The following is a 16,812-nucleotide window of genomic DNA, read 5'->3' on the forward strand; positions in this document are numbered from 1 at the left end:
TCTCTCAGTTTTTTATTCTTCATTATTCTTCCATCTTTGGCACAAAATTCACCTTCAGTCGCTAAATATGATTTAAAGAAAAAAGATTGCTCATTCAGGCCAGCTCAATGTATTTGTATAATTCAAATCAAGGTGCAATAGATGCAGACAGCGCTGTTGTTTTGGCTTGTAAAGCTTATAAATTACCTGTTTCGTTAGCTTATGATGAAGGATTTAATGATGGCTCTTACCTGATTGGAAATGATTTAATTGAAAAGAGAAAAGTTAATGCAGTTAAAAAATTACTTCTAAAATCAAAAAATGAAGACCGAATTAAATTATTACTTCAACTAGGAAATTTTTATCTTTTTAAACCTGGTACAAAACCCGACGATTTACAAAATGCATTCTTGTATACAAAAGAAGCATTTGATTTGAGTAATAAACTTAAAATAAAAAAATGGCAACATCAAAGTTTACTCTTATTAGGTAAATATTATCTTCAGGCTAATAATCAGGCTGAAGGGAAAAAATGTTTTCTTCAGGTTATTACTGAATGCCGAAAACAAAATGATAAACCAGGTCTTGCTGATGCTCTGGATGCTTATGGAACTCTTTTATCCAATTTAGATCCTGAAAAAGAAAAAATTCTGCAAGAAACTGTTTCGCTTTATGCTTCTTTAGGATTAGAAGAAAAAAGGATCGAAAATTACATGAAAATTACAACCATTTATTTTTGGGGTGGAAAAATCAACGAAGCTAAAAAGAGACTCTACCAAAATTTGGCCGATCTGCGAAAAATTAACTTTGCTCATCAACAATTTGCAGAAACCACAATTGTTTATATTGAATTGTTTCAGCACAATATACAAACTGCTTTATATTATGCCTTAAAAAGTGTAAAAAGAATGGAAGCTGAAAAGGATTATACTTTTGGGGACGTCTTTTATATGCGTCTGGGCGATGTTTATAATCATTACGGTCATCATCAGGAAGCGTTGGACTTATACAAAAAAAGTATCGAAATCGGTCGGCAGACAATTAATACCGGTACTTGGTATAAAAGTTTTTTTAGTGCTGTAGCTGCTTTATCATTAAAAGGAAAAACTAAAGAAGCTGTTGATTACATCAATTCTATGACCGCAGAATTTCCTCCTAAAAGTACTTTTGATAAAATGTCTGTTGCTTACATAAAAGCTAATTGTTATGAAGTGCTGAAAGATTTTGCTAAAGCCGAAAAATTTTTTAAAGAAACCGACTATTATGCAAAACAGCTAAATGCGCCGGAAACTTTTAGAGAAGTTATTCATCAATATACAATAATGGCTTTGTTTTATATCAGAATCAATAAACCCGACAGCGCCAGGCATTATAAGGACAAAGTTTTTGCTCTTTCCAAGACTTATAATCAAAACTACAATTCAGAAGCTCTTCAGCTTTTATTGTATAAAACAGATTCTATTGATGGTAACTACAAAGATGCTTTAGCACATTTTAAAAATTATAAAAAAATAAATGATTCTGTTCATGGAGTTGATAAAAACAAACAGATAGATGAACTTAAAATTCAATATGAAACGGCTAATAAAGAGCAAAAAATCAATTTTTTAAACGATCAGGATAAACTGCAAAAAAGCGAACTGCAAAAATCTAAACTTTTAAATAGTGTCTCGATCTGGAGCTTGATTTTATTACTTATTACAATTGGATTATTGTACAACAGATACCGATTAAAACAACGAAATCATACCAAACTAGAACTTAAGGAAAAAGAAATCAATCAGAAAAATATAAATCTTAGACATTTATTGGATGAAAAAGAATGGCTTTTGAAAGAAATTCATCATCGTGTAAAAAACAATCTTCAAACGGTTATCAGTCTTTTAAATTCACAATCGGCATATTTGGATAATGATATGGCTTTGTCTGCAATAAAAAATAGTCAGCACAGAATTCATTCGATGTCATTAATTCATCAAAAATTATATAATTCTGAGAATATTTCGAGGATTAATATGTCAAATTATATTAGAGAACTTGTCGAATATCTTAAAGAATCTTTTTCGCTTGGGCAAAGAATCAGATTTGAATTAAAAATAGATCAGCTGGAATTAGATGTAGCACAAGCCGTTCCGCTTGGACTTATTTTGAATGAAGCCATTACCAATTCTATTAAATATGCGTTTCCTGATGAACGAAACGGGATGATTTATGTGACGCTTGAAGCAACAACTGAGAATCATTATTTACTAACAATTTCGGATAACGGAATTGGAATTGATACTGATTTTAGTGCCAAAAAACTAAACTCGTTTGGAATGAGTTTGATAAAAGGTTTAAGTGACGATTTAGAAGCCAAATTTTCGATGGAAAACAATAACGGAACTATTTTGAAAATTGAATTTTCACAAGAATTTCCAATGAATCAAAAAAGAAAAGTAATTTAAAACCTAAATTTGTAGCGTTAAAATGAATTTCGATTTTAGCCTTTTCATCAAATGATACACAAAATTTTAATTATAGACGACGAAGAAAAACTTAGAAGTCTATTGGCACGCATTATAAAATCGGAAGGATTTGAAGTTTTTGAAGCCAAGGATTTAAAATCAGGTTTTAAAAAGCTCGAACAAACAGATATTGATGTCGTTTTGTGTGATGTGAAATTACCGGATGGAAACGGCGTTGATTTTCTGCAAAACATAAAAGGAAGTTTTCCTTTGGTCGAAGTTATTTTACTTACCGCTTTTGGAAATATTCCTGATGGTGTTCAGGCCATGAAAAATGGCGCTTTTGATTATATCGTAAAAGGTGATGACAATGACAAAATTATTCCGCTTCTTTATAAAGCTGTAGAAAAAGTACAATTACAAAAAAAGTAAAACAGCTTGAAAAACGCATAGGTGATAAATATTCGTTTAATACTATTATAGGAAAATCAAAAGGAATTGAACAGGTTATTGATTTGGCAAAAAAAGTCGCCAAAACCGATTCGACTGTTTTACTAACAGGCGAAACCGGAACGGGAAAAGAAGTTTTTGCACAAGCAATTCATGAAAATAGTAATCGTGTCGGAAAATCTTTTGTGGCCTTAAACTGTAGTACTTTTAGCAAAGAAATTCTTGAAAGCGAACTTTTTGGACACAAACAAGGAGCTTTTACAGGAGCTTTAAAAGATAAAAAGGGTTTTATTGAAGAAGCCAATGGTGGAACTTTATTTCTCGACGAAATTGGAGAAATGCCAATTGAATTGCAGGCCAAATTATTACGTGTTCTGGAAACCAGCGAATACATACCGATTGGTGATACAACTCCAAAAAAATCTAATTTCAGATTAATTGCCGCAACAAACCGGGATTTAAAAACAGAAAGTGATGAACACCGTTTTCGTTCTGACTTGTATTTTCGTTTGAATATTTTCGAAATAAAACTGCCGCCATTACGCGAAAGAATTAAAGATATTGCTGCGATAACGAATTATTTCGTCAAACAATTTTCTGAAAAAACGAATAAAAAAACATTAAACATTTCAGATGATTTTCTTCAAAAATTAGAAAATTATTCCTGGCCGGGAAATATTCGGGAACTTAAAAATGTGATTGAAAGATCTGTTATTCTGAATAATGGAGACACTCTAACTTCAGATGTTTTACCTTATGAAATGCAGCATCAACCTGAAAAACCTACAAAATCAATGTCGGCTTTTTCGATGCAAAGCGTTGAAAAATTGCACATTCAGAAAGTTTTAAATTATACAAAAGGTAATAAAGCAGAAACGGCAAGATTACTAGAAATTGGCATTGCAACTTTATATAGAAAACTGGAAGAATATAGTATTCAATAAAAAAAATAAAATTCCAATCTCGATAGTTATCCGGATAAATTCCAAATTCCATTTAAAAGCTCCAGCGGAGCAAAATATTTATAGACAATTTAATCTGTTTTACACAAAGCTCCAGCGGAGCGATGATATATCTGGGTTGCTAAATATGTCACCCCGATGGGGTTCTAACAACAAATCTATGTATTTCTATAAATATGGCGTTCCTCTGGAACTCAAATTTTAAAATTAAATCCCTATCATTTCAATAAAAGCTTATCATTTTGATAGGCTTTTTTTATGCCTGTTTTTTGGCACAAAACCACATTCCTTTTATTTACAACACTTTATCTACAACTTTACTTTTTCGGAACATATTTTGGCATAAGGAGGAAGAACAAAAAAATTCATTCAAAATGAAAAATCAAGTCACCCCAATCTACAAACAAGCCGAACGCTTTGCCGAGATTACTAAAAAATCTATTATTTCCGGAAACATTGTGAGAGCCAAAAAATGCCTGGCACTTGCTGAACGGTTATTTATTACAGGAAGTTTTGAAACCAAAAATGCGATTTCAAATGTCTACATTTTCTCCGTCTCCTCTTTTATGGAAATGCGTCACTGCAATATTTCTCATCTTTTTCCTCAAACGCTTAAAGCGGAATATATCAAGCAGGTTAATACTTCGGGCGTATAAAAAAGTTTAATCGGTTAATTGTTAAATCGTTTAATCGAATGACAATCTAAAATCTAAAATCTGAACTCTAAAATAATCTTATGATCACTTTTCTTTTACTCGCATTGGCAGTTTTACTGTTTGCCATTTGTTTCAAATCTGTTGAATTCTTCGAAAAAATCTAAATCATGACAGCACTATTTATTGTTTCCATCGCCGTTTTTGGTTATTTGGTTTATGTACTAATCAAACCAGAAAAATTCTAAAAAATGAAAAAGTCACAATCCCCAAAAAAGCTGCTACTATATGTATTTGCGGCCTGGACATTAGCCTTTGTAACACTTATTATGTTTTTATAAAAGTCTAAAATTTATTTAATTTCTAACAAACAAAATATGAACACAGAATTATTTGGCGTCATTAGTATTTTTATCATTTCGATAGTTTTAGCGATTCCCGTGGGAAAATATATTGCTAAAGTTTATTTGGGAGATAAAACTTTTCTTGACCCGATTTTCAATCCAATTGAAAAATTTATTTTTAAAATTAGTGGAATTAATTCCACAGAAGAAATGAACTGGAAACAACATTTAAAAGCACTTTTAAGTGTAAATATGGTTTGGTTCTTTCTTTGCTTTTTTGTTTTACTTTTTCAGGGATCGTTATTTTTAAATCCTGATAATAATCCATCTATGACGCCGGATTTAGCATTTAACACTGCTATTTCGTTCGTTGTAAACTGTAATTTACAGCATTATTCAGGCGAAACCGGACTTTCATATTTGTCACAAATGGTTTTAATGTTTCTGCAATTTGTTTCTGCAGGTGTAGGAATGGCCGCTGCAGCAATGGTTTTCACTGCAATGCGAGAAAAAACAACCGACAAATTGGGTAATTTTTACAATTATTTCATCAAAAGCTGTACTCGCATTTTATTACCGCTTTCTGCGATTGTAGCAGTTGTTCTATTATTTAGCGGAACTCCTATGACTTTTGAAGGAAAAGATGCAATTACCACTTTACAAGGGGACAATGTTGAAGTTTCCCGAGGACCTGCAGCAGCGTTTATTGCTATTAAACATATAGGTACAAATGGAGGAGGTTTTTTTGGAGCCAATTCAGCACATCCTTTAGAAAACCCAACTTATTTAACGAATGCAATTGAACTTTGGGCACAATTAATTATTCCATTTGCAATGATTTTTGCGCTTGGATTTTTCTTAACAAAAGAAAATTATCCTATATCATTTTTGGTGTAATGACGGTTGGTTTCTTACTATTGGTAATTCCAACAGTTATGACTGAACTTAATGGAAATCCGGCTATCGAAAAAATGGGAATCGCCCAAACAACCGGAGCAATGGAAGGAAAAGAAGTTCGTTTTGGTCCGGCTATTTCAGGCTTCTGGAGTATTGCCACAACGGTAATTTCTACGGGCTCTGTAAATAGTATGCACGATAGTTCGATGCCGCTTTCAGGAGCTATGCAGTTGTTAGCCATGATGGTTAATGCCTTTTACGGAGGCTGTGGCGTTGGCTATTTAAACTTCTACATTTTTATCATTTTGGCTGTATTTATTTCCGGTTTAATGGTTGGTCGAACTCCTGAATTTTTAGGAAAGAAAATCGAAGCCCGTGAAGTTAAAATTGCTGCTTTTATCGCGATTCTTCATCCTTTATTGATTTTAGCGGGAACAGCTCTAGCTTCTTATTTTGCTGCACATGACACCGCAATGGGTTATTGGTTTAGCGGAAACGCTACAGGCTGGTTAAACAATCCGGGAAATCACGGATTTTCAGAAATGTTATATGAATATACTTCGAGTGCTGCTAACAATGGTTCTGGTTTTGAAGGTTTGGGAGATAATAATCCGTTTTGGAATATCACTACGGGAATCGTTTTACTATTAAGCCGTTTCATTCCGATAATAGGTCCATTGGCAATTGCAGGATTATTGGCTAATAAAAAATACATTCCTGAAAGTGCGGGAACATTAAAAACTGATACTACCATTTTTGGAGTTATGGTTTTTGCCGTAATCGCGATTATAGCTGCTTTATCATTCTTCCCGGCTTTGGCTTTAGGTCCATTGGCAGAATATTTTACACTAAAATAAGAATGCAGCAAATATTTTTAAACACATAAAACATAAACGCAAAATATTTCAAACATAGCCCGTGGTTTCAACCACGGGAAACGAATTGCGGGAACAAAGATTCTGACATACGTTGCGTCCCAGCGGTTGAAACCGCTGGCTATGTTCTATAATCTATGTGTTTTTAGTGCATAACATTTAACAAATAACATTTAACTTTTTACAAGAAAATGACAACTAATAAATCCGCATCATTGTTTGAAAGCAAACAGGTAAAAGAAGCCTTAGCGCAGTCTTTTGTGAAGCTTAATCCAAAATTGATGATCAAAAATCCGGTAATGTTTACCGTAGAAATAGGAACTGCTATTATGTTTGCTGTATGTATTTCTATTTTAATGGGAGCGACAGATCAAGGCAGTTTCACTTACAATTTAATTGTGTTTTTAATTTTATTAGCAACCCTTTTGTTTGCCAATTTTGCCGAAGCAATTGCCGAAGCCAGAGGAAAAGCACAAGCGGATAGTTTAAGAAAAACACGTGAAGAAACTCCGGCAAGACAAATTTTACCTAACGGGGAAATCAAAAACATCAGTTCATCTGAATTGAAAAAAGGAGATATTTTCGTTTGTGAAGCTGGTGATTTAATCGCAACTGACGGTGAAATTATCGAAGGTTTGGCAACCATTGACGAAAGTGCCATTACCGGAGAAAGTGCTCCTGTTATTCGGGAAGCTGGTGGCGATAAATCTTCCGTTACCGGAGGAACAAAAGTGTTGTCTGATAAAATTAAAGTAATAGTAACATCAGAACCAGGCGAAAGCTTTCTGGATAAAATGATTGCTTTGGTTGAAGGTGCAAGCCGCCAGAAAACACCAAACGAAATTGCCCTGACTATTTTATTGGCAGCATTTACCTTAATCTTCGTGATTGTTTGTGTTACGTTAAAACCATTTGCAGATTATGCTAATGCGCCAATTACAATCGCTGCTTTTATTGCCTTATTCGTTTGTTTGATTCCAACTACAATTGGTGGTTTACTTTCTGCAATTGGTATTGCGGGAATGGACAGAGCGTTGCGTGCCAACGTAATTACAAAATCAGGAAAAGCGGTTGAAACTGCCGGAGATATTGATGTATTACTTTTGGATAAAACCGGAACAATCACTATTGGAAACAGAAAAGCAACCAATTTTTATCCTGCAAATGGAGTTACTGAAGAAGATTTTATAAAATCTGCCGTGTTAAGCTCACTAGCAGATGACACTCCGGAAGGGAAAAGTATCGTGGAACTGGCAGGAGCCGAAACTGCCAATAAATTATCAATTGAAGGTGCTACTTTAATAAAATTTACCGCAGAAACCAGAACTTCCGGAGTTATTTTAAAAGACGGAACCAACATTAGAAAAGGGGCTCAGGATGCCGCAAAAAATATTGCAAAACAAGCCGGAAATGCATTTCCCGAAGATACCTCTCAAAAAGTAATTGATATTTCTACAAACGGAGGAACGCCGTTGGTTGTCATTAAAAACAATCAGGTTCAGGGTGTTATCGAATTGCAGGATATTATTAAAACCGGAATGAAAGAACGTTTTGACCGATTGAGAAAAATGGGTGTAAAAACAGTTATGGTTACGGGAGATAACCCGCTTACGGCTAAGTTTATTGCAGAAGCTGCCGGTGTTGATGATTTTATTGCCGAAGCAAAACCTGAGGATAAAATGAACTACATCAAAAACGAGCAAAACCTTGGTAAACTTGTTGCCATGATGGGTGACGGAACCAACGATGCTCCTGCCCTTGCGCAAGCCAATGTGGGTGTTGCCATGAACAGCGGAACCCAGGCTGCAAAAGAAGCCGGAAACATGGTCGATCTTGACAATGATCCAACAAAATTGATTGAAATTATTGAAATTGGAAAACAGCTTTTAATGACTCGCGGAACGCTTACTACTTTCTCTATTGCAAATGATGTTGCGAAATATTTTGCTATTGTTCCGGCACTATTTATCACCGCTATTCCAACTTTGCAAGGTTTAAATATTATGCATTTGCATAGTCCGGAAAGTGCGATTTTATCAGCGGTAATTTTCAATGCGATTATCATTCCGATCTTGATTCCGCTTGCGTTGAGAGGTGTTGACTACAAACCAATTGGTGCAAGTGCAATCCTTAAAAGAAACCTGTTGATTTATGGTTTAGGCGGATTGATTGTCCCTTTTATCGGAATTAAATTAATTGATTTACTAGTAGCTCTGTTTATGTAAAAAAAGTTGCTAAGGTTCTGAGGAACTAAGGTGCTAAGTTTTTTCTTAGTCCCTCAGAACCTTAGTTCCTTAGAACCTCAAAAATAAAAAAAATGAAAAATATATTCTCACTATTAAAATTCACCTTGATTACTGTAATTCTATTTGCAGTTATTTATCCTCTTGCAATTTACGGAATTGCACAATTTGCTCCGAATCACGGAAAAGGAGAAACTATTTCGGTTAACGGAAAAGTGGTTGGTTACCAAAAAATTGGTCAGAAATTCGATAAGTCGAATTATTTCTGGGGAAGACCTTCGGCTGTGGATTATAATGCTGCCGGAAGTGCGGGAAGCAACAAAGGACCAAGCAATGCCGATTATCTGGCTTTGGTGCAAAAAAGAATCGATACGTTTTTAATCGTTCATCCTTATTTGAAAAAATCAGAGATTCCGTCAGATATGGTTACGGCTTCGGGAAGCGGATTGGATCCGAATATTTCTCCGGAAGGCGCTTTGATTCAGGTGAAACGTGTTGCTAAAGAACGAAAATTATCTGAAGAAAAAGTAAAAGCTTTGGTTGAAGCGAATATTAATACTCCAAAAGTTATGGGAACTCCAACGGTTAATGTTTTGGAATTGAATGTTGCTTTGGACGGATTGAAGTAATACGTTTTTAAACCCGACAGGTTTTAAAAACCTGTCGGATTTGACAAAGCGTTATAAAATAAATACCTACAAGGTTTTAAAAACCTTGCAGGAGAATAAAACATCTTTTTACCCCAAAAGCCCTAGCCCCGATAGTAGTGGAAATCCTTTTGTGCGGGGGTTCCGCACAAAAGATTGAAACGGATAGCGGGAAATAGCTCCTTAAAAACCTACTAATAAATACCTACACGGTTTTAAAAACCTTACAGGAAAAACAAACACTCTTTTACCCCAATAAAAATGAAAAAAATAATACTTACAGCTTTAATCGCATTCGGTTTTAGCAATTTACAAGCACAAGAAGACTCAAAAAGTCCGTTTACGTTTTCAGGATATGTTGACGTTTATTACAGTTATGATTTCGCGAAACCGGAAGATCATACGCGTCCGGAATTTTTTTACAGTTATAACCGAAGCAATGAAGTGAACCTGAATTTAGGTTTGGCAAAAGTGAATTACTCGAAAGATAATATTCGCGGGAACTTTGCTTTAATGGCAGGAACTTATGCCCAATATAATATGTCTGCAGAGCAGGATTTATTGAAAAATATTTATGAAGCTAATGTTGGAGTGAAGATTTCGCAAAGTCATAATTTATGGATTGATGCGGGAATTATGCCTTCTCACATTGGTTTTGAAAGTGCCATTGGAAAAGATTGCCAGACTTTAACCCGAAGTATTTTGGCTGAAAACTCTCCGTATTATGAAGCAGGAATGAAAATTGGCTACACATCAGAATCTGGCGCGTGGTATTTGGCCGGAATGTATTTGAATGGCTGGCAGCGAATTCAGAAAATTGACGGGAATCAAACGCCTGCTTTTGGAACGCAAATTACTTATAAACCAACAGATAAAGTGGTTTTGAATTGGAGTACGTATGTTGGAAATGAACAACCTGATATTGACAAAAAATGGCGTTATTTCAACAATTTTTACGGGCAATTTAAGGTAACAGATAAAACAAATATTACGGCTGGTGTTGATGTTGGTTCGCAACAATCGGCTAAGAATAGTGACAAATATGATACTTGGTTTTCACCCGTTTTGATTTTGCAATATAAACCAACGGATAAAATTCAGTTAGCAGCGCGAGGTGAATATTATAGTGATGAAAAAGGTGTTATTATCCCGATAGCTATCGGGACGGAAGCACCAAACGGTTTTAAAACTTACGGATTTTCAGCTAACTTTGATTACTTAGTTACTGATAATGTAATGTTTAGAATCGAAGCCAGAAATCTTTCAAGCAAAGATGAAATCTTCACAAAAAATAACGTTCCAACGGATACAAATACGTTTGTAACGACTTCGTTGGCGATTAGTTTCTAAACATTAAAATTATTTTTTACCATTAAGATATTAAGAAAGTTAAGCTTTGTATTTAAGCTTTGCCTTTATTAACTTAATATCTTAATGGTAAAATAAAAAACTTTGTGACTTAGCGCCTTCGTGGCAAAAACATGAAAGAAGAAAAAGAAAATAACGCACAACACTTTCTTGATTTAATTCAGAAATCAAGAAAAGGAAAGTTTAAAGTCTACATTGGTATGAGCGCCGGTGTGGGTAAAACGTACCGTATGCTGCAGGAAGCGCATTCGCTGTTGAAAAACGGAATTGATGTGAAAATTGGTTACATCGAAACGCATATGCGAAAAGAAACGCATGAACTTTTATCTGGTTTGCCCGTGATTCCGCGGCGAACCATTTTCTATAAAGGGAAAGAGCTTGAAGAACTTGATGTGCAAGCCATTATAAACCTGAGACCTGAAGTGGTAATTGTGGATGAACTGGCGCATACAAATATTGAAGGAAGCAAAAATGAAAAACGCTGGCAGGATGTTTTGGAAATTCTGGAAGCGGGAATTAATGTGATTTCGGCTGTGAATATTCAGCATATTGAGAGTTTGAATGAGGATGTAAAACGTATTACAGGAATTGACGTTCAGGAGCGGATTCCGGATAATGTTTTGCGATTGGCAGATGAAGTGGTGAATATCGATTTGACTTCTGAAGATTTGATTGCGCGTTTGAAGGAAGGAAAAATTTATACGGCTGATAAAATTCAGACGGCTTTAACGAACTTTTTTAAATCGGAACAAATTCTGCAATTGCGTGAATTGGCTTTGAAAGAAGTTGCAAGTCAGGTCGTTAGAAAAGTCGAAAACGAAGTACCTCAACTGCACGCTTTAAAACACGAAAAATTGTTGGCATGCATTAGCAGTAACGATAAAACAGCAAAAATTGTTATTAGAAAAGCGGCACGTTTGGCAAGTTATTACAACGGTTCGTGGTATGTTTTGTATGTTGAAACACCTAAAGAAAGCAGCACCAAAATCGCATTAGACAAACAACGCCATTTGATTAATAATTTTAAACTCGCGGTACAATTAGGTGCAGAAGTCATTAAATTGGAACACAAAAATATTGCCGATGCAATTGTAATTGCGGTAGAAGAAAAACAAATTACAACTGTCTGCATCGGAAAACCACATTTGAATTTATTTAAAGTAATTTTGTCTACAACAATTTTCAGGCGTTTGTTAAATCGGCTTTCATTATCAAATGTTGACCTGGTTATTTTATCTTAAAAAATTTCTAAACCATATAAGTAATATAAGTTCATTTAAATTAGAGTGTGTGAAAATTAACCGCAAAGTTCGCTGATTTTTTTTGCTCGAAAAGTCGCAGAGACGCAAAGTTTTGTCTTCTTTACTTAATTATGCATCTTCTTATATTTTCTTATATTACTTATATGGTTCAAAAAAATAAATGTTTTTAAACAAACATCATGAGAATTAAAACTAAATTGAATCTGGGAGTTGGGTTATTATTTTTATTAATAATTATACTCACATTGGTAAGTGCTTTTTATATTTTTTCTATAAAAAAAGATACTGAAAATATTTTGAAAGCAAATTATAATACGCTGGAATATTCCAGAAATATGCTTTTGGCATTAGACGAAATTAACGCAAATAAAGAAAATGCGATTGTTACTTTTAAAGAAAATCTCTTAAACCAAACGAAAAATGTTACCGAAGCCGGAGAGAAAAAAGGAACGGATAATCTACAGAAAAACTTTGCTCTTTTAGAAAAAAACAGTTCTGATGAAAGTTTAAAAATGCAAATCAGACAGGATATTTTTGAGATCATGAAACTCAATATGAATGCCATAAAACAGAAAAGCGATATCGCCAAACATACCGCCGAAACTGCCAATTTATGGATTGCTATTGTGGGAACTTTGTGCTTTTTAATCGCCTTTAATTTGCTGATTAATTTGCCTCATAATATCGCCAATCCTATTAGGGAATTAACGCTGAGTATTAAAGAAATTGCCAATAAAAATTATTCAGAACGTGTTCATTTTACCAATCACAATGAATATGGAGATTTGGCAAAATCGTTTAATACCATGGCGCAGAAACTTCAGGAATATAACAATAGTAATTTGTACAAATTATTCTTTGAGAAAAAACGACTGGAAACGCTTATTAATAATATGCACGATCCAATTATTGGTTTGGATAATGAAGGAATTATTTTGTTTGCCAATAATGAAGCGTTGAAAATCATTGGTCTAAAACTGGAAGATGTCATGGGGAAATCGGCTTCTGCCCTCGCTTTATCGAATGATTTAATGCGTTCCTTAATTTTAAAAGAATTAGATTCTGATTCGCAGAAAAAGAAACCTTTGAAAATTTTTGCTAATGGAAAAGAAAGTTATTTCGATAAAGAGACAATCAATATCACGATAACACCAACGGGTGAGGAAAAAGAAATCAATATTGGAGATGTTATTATTCTGCGAAATATTACCTTATTTAAAGAATTAGATTTTGCCAAAACCAATTTTATTGCCACAGTTTCTCACGAATTAAAAACGCCAATTGCGTCTATAAAACTGAGTTTGCAATTGCTCCAAAATACTAAAACCGGCGATATGAACGACGACCAGAAACAATTGGTTGAAAGTATTAAAGATGATAGCCAAAGGTTATTGAAAATTACAGGGGAATTACTCAATTTATCACAATTGGAAACCGGAAATATTCAGTTGAATATCGAAAAAAGCAATCCGTATGCGATTGTAAATTATGCTGTTGAAGCGGTAAAAGTTCAGGCAGAACAAAAACAAATCAAACTTATTATTGATGCCGATGAAAACTTACAGGATGTAAAGGCCGACAGCGAAAAAACAGGCTGGGTTTTGATTAATTATTTATCGAACGCGATTACATATTCATCTGAAAAAAGTACGATTCTTATCAAATTAAAAAATGAAAACGATCAGATTGTATTTCAGGTTATTGATACCGGAAAAGGAATTGACGCGCGATACAAAGACAAAGTTTTCGATAAATATTTCCAGATTCCGGGAAGCCAGAAATCAGGAACAGGATTGGGTTTAGCGATTAGCAAAGAATTTATTGAAGCCCAAAATGGGATAATTGGCGTAGAAAGTAATTTAGGTTTGGGAAGTACGTTTTGGTTTTCGTTGAAAGTTTAGATTTTTTTTCGCCACAAATTCACGAATTTTGATTTAAAATAATTCGTGAATTCGTGGCGAAAAAAATTATGCATTCGAAGTATTATTTTTAATCTCCATAACCTCTCTTTTTACCTCCAAAAGCAAATCTTTCATACTTTGCGATTCTGTTTGTTCGTGTCGTTTATCACTGCGTCCGATGTTGCATTCGTATTCCCAGATTTCTAAAATATCTGAGGCTTTTACTTCATAATTCGGATAAAAACGATTGTCTGATTCCAGAACCAAACTATTCTTTTTATTCTTGTTGAGACGTTTGTAGACCATTCCTTCGTTTTTGGTAATCAGGATATAGGTTTTGCCATCCATCACCTCTCCCAGCCTTTCTACATAACGCCCAATGATGATAGAACCGTCTTCGTGTGGTGGCATCGAATCGCCTTCTACAGGAAATCCGCGGTGTTTTCCCGGTCCTAAAAATGGAAGCGAAACTTGTTGCAGACTCTCAATATATTCCGGATCAGCATATCCGTTAAGATATCCGGCTTTTGCTTTTTGAGATACAATTTCAATGTAATTCTCCCCAAAACTATCCACTTGTATGGGTAAAATAAGTCGGTTGCCTTCTAATTTTATCAAGTTTTCTATATTGATTTTACGTATATCGACAGACAATAATAAATCGATACTCATATGAAAATATAAAGCAATCTGCTTTAAGATATCATACGGTGCTTCTGAAGTTCCGTCTTCGTATTTAACGTATCTACCACGGGTAATTCTAAGGTTTTCAGCTAATTTCTCCTGCGATATTTTATGCTTAACCCTCAATGCTCTGATATTATCTGAAAATAAGGACATAATTAATTTGTTATAATTTGGAACAGCAAATATACAAAAAAATGTTATCATCTGTACTAATTTTGTGATGTGCAAAAAATAAATTTTTGAAGTGATTATGAAATTGATGAATATAAATACCACGAAATCAATAGAGTTCTACATTCCGGATGTAAGTTCAGAAGTAAATTTGCCATTTTTTGACGTTGGTATTAGCGCCGGTTTTCCTTCGCCTGCTGATGATTTTATCGAATTATCGATTGATCTCAACAAAGAATTCATTAAACATAAATACACTACTTATTTTGCCAGGGTAAAAGGCCATTCTATGAAAAATGCCGGTATCAGTGACGGTGATTTATTGATTATTGATAAAAGTCTGGAGCCTCAAAATAATAAAATTGCTGTTTGCCAAATTGATGGTGAATTTACTGTAAAACGTATCAGAATAGAAAAAGACATCATCTGGCTTATTGCCGAAAATGAAGATTATCAGCCTATAAAAGTAACTCCGGAAAACAACTTTGTAATTTGGGGAATTGTGATTCATAGTATTAAATCTTTTTGAGTTATTGTCAGTCTGAGCGGAGTCGAAGACCTTTTACACAATGAGGCCCTTCGACTCCGCTCAGGGTAACAGAATAAGAAATAAAAAACACGTTTAGAAATGTTTGCTTTAGTTGATTGTAACAATTTTTATGCTTCTTGTCAAAGAGTATTTGATCCAAGTTTAAGAGGAAAACCTATCGTTATTCTCTCTAACAATGATGGCTGTGTTATTTCGCGTTCTGACGAAGCCAGGGCTTTGGGCATACCAATGGCTATTCCTGCTTTTAAGTATGAATCTGTTTTTAAGGAAAAAAACATTTTTGTTTATTCTTCTAATTATCCGCTGTACGGCGATATGAGCAATCGGGTAATGAATTTGCTTCAAACATATACGCCCGAAATCGAAATTTACAGTATTGATGAAGCTTTTCTTAAATTTTCAGGTTACGATTTATTTGATCTGAATACGCTGGGTTTAAAAATGCGGAAAGAAGTGACACAAGGAACAGGCATTCCTGTTAGTATAGGTTTTGCGCCTACGAAAGCTTTGGCAAAAATGGCGAATAAAATTGCCCGAAAATTTGCAGATCGTACGCAGGGTGTTTATTGTATTGACTCTGAAGAAAAAAGGATTAAAGCATTAAAGTGGACTAAAATTGAAGATGTCTGGGGCATTGGAAGAAAACACGCCAAACGACTTAAATTAAAAAAAATCAACACAGCTTATGAATTTACCCAATTTCCGGATGCCTGGGTAAGAAAAGAAATGTCTGTAGTAGGACTCCGATTGAAACATGAATTAGAAGGGAAACCAACTTTGGAATTAGAAGATGCCACAGACCGAAAAATGATTGCCACTACGAGATCTTTTGAAAAAAATATACTACTTATGAAGAAATATCAGAAAGAATCAGCACGTTTACAGCTTCTTGTGCCGAGAAATTAAGGCGTCAGGATTGTCATTGCAATATGGTAACTGTTTTTATTCAAACTAGTTTTTTAAAGAACGAGCCTTCACATTATTCACGAAGTATTACCATCACAACTGATTTTCCAACCAATTCGACAATAGAGCTGAATGAAGCTGCCCAAAAAGGATTTAAAGCTATTTTTAAAAAAGGCTATCGTTATAAAAAAGCAGGTGTAATTGTAATGGGCTTAACACCAAATAGTGAAACGCAGCTTAATTTATTCGAAACTTCAAATCCCAAACATCGACCTTTAATGAAGGTTATCGATGAAATGAACCAAAATTATGGTAATAATAAAATCAAATTCGGTGTGCAGTCTTTAGGGCGGCAATGGAAAATGAAGCAGAACAGATTATCTCCCAATTTTTCTACTTCTCTCAAGGATGTGATTACAGTTAAAGTTTAAAATTCTAATAATAAAAGAATAACCTAACACAGATTTTAA

General features: G+C 34.3%; 12 protein-coding genes and 2 pseudogenes. 13 read left to right on the plus strand and 1 reads right to left on the minus strand.

The annotated features are described in order from the left end of the window. Positions 1–86: 86 nt before the first annotated feature. From ACZZZT_RS22440 to ACZZZT_RS22485, 10 genes and pseudogenes are all read left to right on the plus strand, one after another. Positions 87–2,426: a histidine kinase dimerization/phosphoacceptor domain -containing protein gene (locus tag ACZZZT_RS22440; RefSeq protein ID WP_463462011.1), complete on the plus strand. Its 2,340-nt coding sequence runs from the start codon at positions 87–89 to the stop codon at positions 2,424–2,426. A gap of 51 nt (positions 2,427–2,477) precedes the next feature. Further along, positions 2,478–3,820, plus strand: a pseudogene (locus tag ACZZZT_RS22445) (sigma-54-dependent transcriptional regulator). 392 nt (positions 3,821–4,212) lie between these two features. Further along, positions 4,213–4,494 (plus strand): DUF7674 family protein, encoded by a 282-nt coding sequence (locus ACZZZT_RS22450; RefSeq protein ID WP_463462012.1) that lies wholly within the window; start codon positions 4,213–4,215, stop codon positions 4,492–4,494. A 167-nt stretch (positions 4,495–4,661) separates the two neighbouring features. Beyond that, positions 4,662–4,739, plus strand: coding sequence for a K(+)-transporting ATPase subunit F (kdpF, locus tag ACZZZT_RS22455; protein WP_073075461.1), 78 nt, complete (start codon positions 4,662–4,664; stop codon positions 4,737–4,739). A gap of 129 nt (positions 4,740–4,868) precedes the next feature. After that, positions 4,869–6,589, plus strand: a pseudogene (kdpA, locus tag ACZZZT_RS22460) (potassium-transporting ATPase subunit KdpA). A 209-nt stretch (positions 6,590–6,798) separates the two neighbouring features. Continuing rightward, positions 6,799–8,832 carry a potassium-transporting ATPase subunit KdpB gene (gene kdpB, locus ACZZZT_RS22465; protein ID WP_463462013.1) on the plus strand — a complete coding sequence of 678 codons (2,034 nt, stop codon included), beginning with the start codon at positions 6,799–6,801 and terminating at the stop codon, positions 8,830–8,832. A gap of 92 nt (positions 8,833–8,924) precedes the next feature. Continuing rightward, positions 8,925–9,479, plus strand: a complete 555-nt coding sequence (locus ACZZZT_RS22470) for a K(+)-transporting ATPase subunit C (RefSeq protein ID WP_463462014.1) — start codon at positions 8,925–8,927, stop codon at positions 9,477–9,479. Positions 9,480–9,758: 279 nt separating this feature from the next. Next, positions 9,759–10,847 (plus strand): porin, encoded by a 1,089-nt coding sequence (locus ACZZZT_RS22475; RefSeq protein WP_463462015.1) that lies wholly within the window; start codon positions 9,759–9,761, stop codon positions 10,845–10,847. A gap of 131 nt (positions 10,848–10,978) precedes the next feature. Beyond that, positions 10,979–12,106 carry a sensor protein KdpD gene (locus ACZZZT_RS22480; protein WP_463462016.1) on the plus strand — a complete coding sequence of 376 codons (1,128 nt, stop codon included), beginning with the start codon at positions 10,979–10,981 and terminating at the stop codon, positions 12,104–12,106. 200 nt (positions 12,107–12,306) lie between these two features. Next, positions 12,307–14,028 (plus strand): HAMP domain-containing sensor histidine kinase, encoded by a 1,722-nt coding sequence (locus tag ACZZZT_RS22485; RefSeq protein ID WP_463462017.1) that lies wholly within the window; start codon positions 12,307–12,309, stop codon positions 14,026–14,028. A 66-nt stretch (positions 14,029–14,094) separates the two neighbouring features. Here the strand turns inward: ACZZZT_RS22485 and ACZZZT_RS22490 are convergent, their stop codons facing one another. Then, positions 14,095–14,868: an XRE family transcriptional regulator gene (locus tag ACZZZT_RS22490; RefSeq protein WP_042564084.1), complete on the minus strand. Its 774-nt coding sequence runs from the start codon at positions 14,866–14,868 to the stop codon at positions 14,095–14,097. Positions 14,869–14,965: 97 nt separating this feature from the next. Between ACZZZT_RS22490 and ACZZZT_RS22495 the strand changes: the two genes are divergently transcribed. The 3 genes from ACZZZT_RS22495 to ACZZZT_RS22505 all read left to right on the plus strand — a co-directional run bounded on the left by ACZZZT_RS22495 (position 14,966) and on the right by ACZZZT_RS22505 (position 16,773). Beyond that, positions 14,966–15,415, plus strand: coding sequence for a LexA family protein (locus ACZZZT_RS22495; RefSeq protein ID WP_082036927.1), 450 nt, complete (start codon positions 14,966–14,968; stop codon positions 15,413–15,415). A gap of 99 nt (positions 15,416–15,514) precedes the next feature. Next, complete coding sequence (locus ACZZZT_RS22500) at positions 15,515–16,342, plus strand: Y-family DNA polymerase (protein WP_463462018.1); 828 nt, start codon at positions 15,515–15,517, stop codon at positions 16,340–16,342. Further along, positions 16,306–16,773 (plus strand): DinB/UmuC family translesion DNA polymerase, encoded by a 468-nt coding sequence (locus ACZZZT_RS22505; RefSeq protein ID WP_463462484.1) that lies wholly within the window; start codon positions 16,306–16,308, stop codon positions 16,771–16,773. The genes ACZZZT_RS22500 and ACZZZT_RS22505 overlap by 37 nt, the downstream gene beginning before the upstream one ends. The last annotated feature ends 39 nt before the right edge of the window (positions 16,774–16,812 follow it).

The sequence above is a fragment of the Flavobacterium sp. AC274 genome (genome assembly GCF_979258275.1).

What these genes read in the sequence shown, in the direction of transcription:
- ACZZZT_RS22450 (WP_463462012.1), top strand. Translation starts at nt 4,213, where the DNA reads ATGAAAAATCAAGTCACCCCAATCTACAAACAAGCCGAACGCTTTGCC.
- kdpF (WP_073075461.1), top strand. Translation starts at nt 4,662, where the DNA reads ATGACAGCACTATTTATTGTTTCCATCGCCGTTTTTGGTTATTTGGTT.
- kdpB (WP_463462013.1), top strand. Translation starts at nt 6,799, where the DNA reads ATGACAACTAATAAATCCGCATCATTGTTTGAAAGCAAACAGGTAAAA.
- ACZZZT_RS22470 (WP_463462014.1), top strand. Translation starts at nt 8,925, where the DNA reads ATGAAAAATATATTCTCACTATTAAAATTCACCTTGATTACTGTAATT.
- ACZZZT_RS22475 (WP_463462015.1), top strand. Translation starts at nt 9,759, where the DNA reads ATGAAAAAAATAATACTTACAGCTTTAATCGCATTCGGTTTTAGCAAT.
- ACZZZT_RS22480 (WP_463462016.1), top strand. Translation starts at nt 10,979, where the DNA reads ATGAAAGAAGAAAAAGAAAATAACGCACAACACTTTCTTGATTTAATT.
- ACZZZT_RS22485 (WP_463462017.1), top strand. Translation starts at nt 12,307, where the DNA reads ATGAGAATTAAAACTAAATTGAATCTGGGAGTTGGGTTATTATTTTTA.
- ACZZZT_RS22490 (WP_042564084.1), bottom strand. Translation starts at nt 14,868, where the DNA reads ATGTCCTTATTTTCAGATAATATCAGAGCATTGAGGGTTAAGCATAAA.
- ACZZZT_RS22495 (WP_082036927.1), top strand. Translation starts at nt 14,966, where the DNA reads ATGAAATTGATGAATATAAATACCACGAAATCAATAGAGTTCTACATT.
- ACZZZT_RS22500 (WP_463462018.1), top strand. Translation starts at nt 15,515, where the DNA reads ATGTTTGCTTTAGTTGATTGTAACAATTTTTATGCTTCTTGTCAAAGA.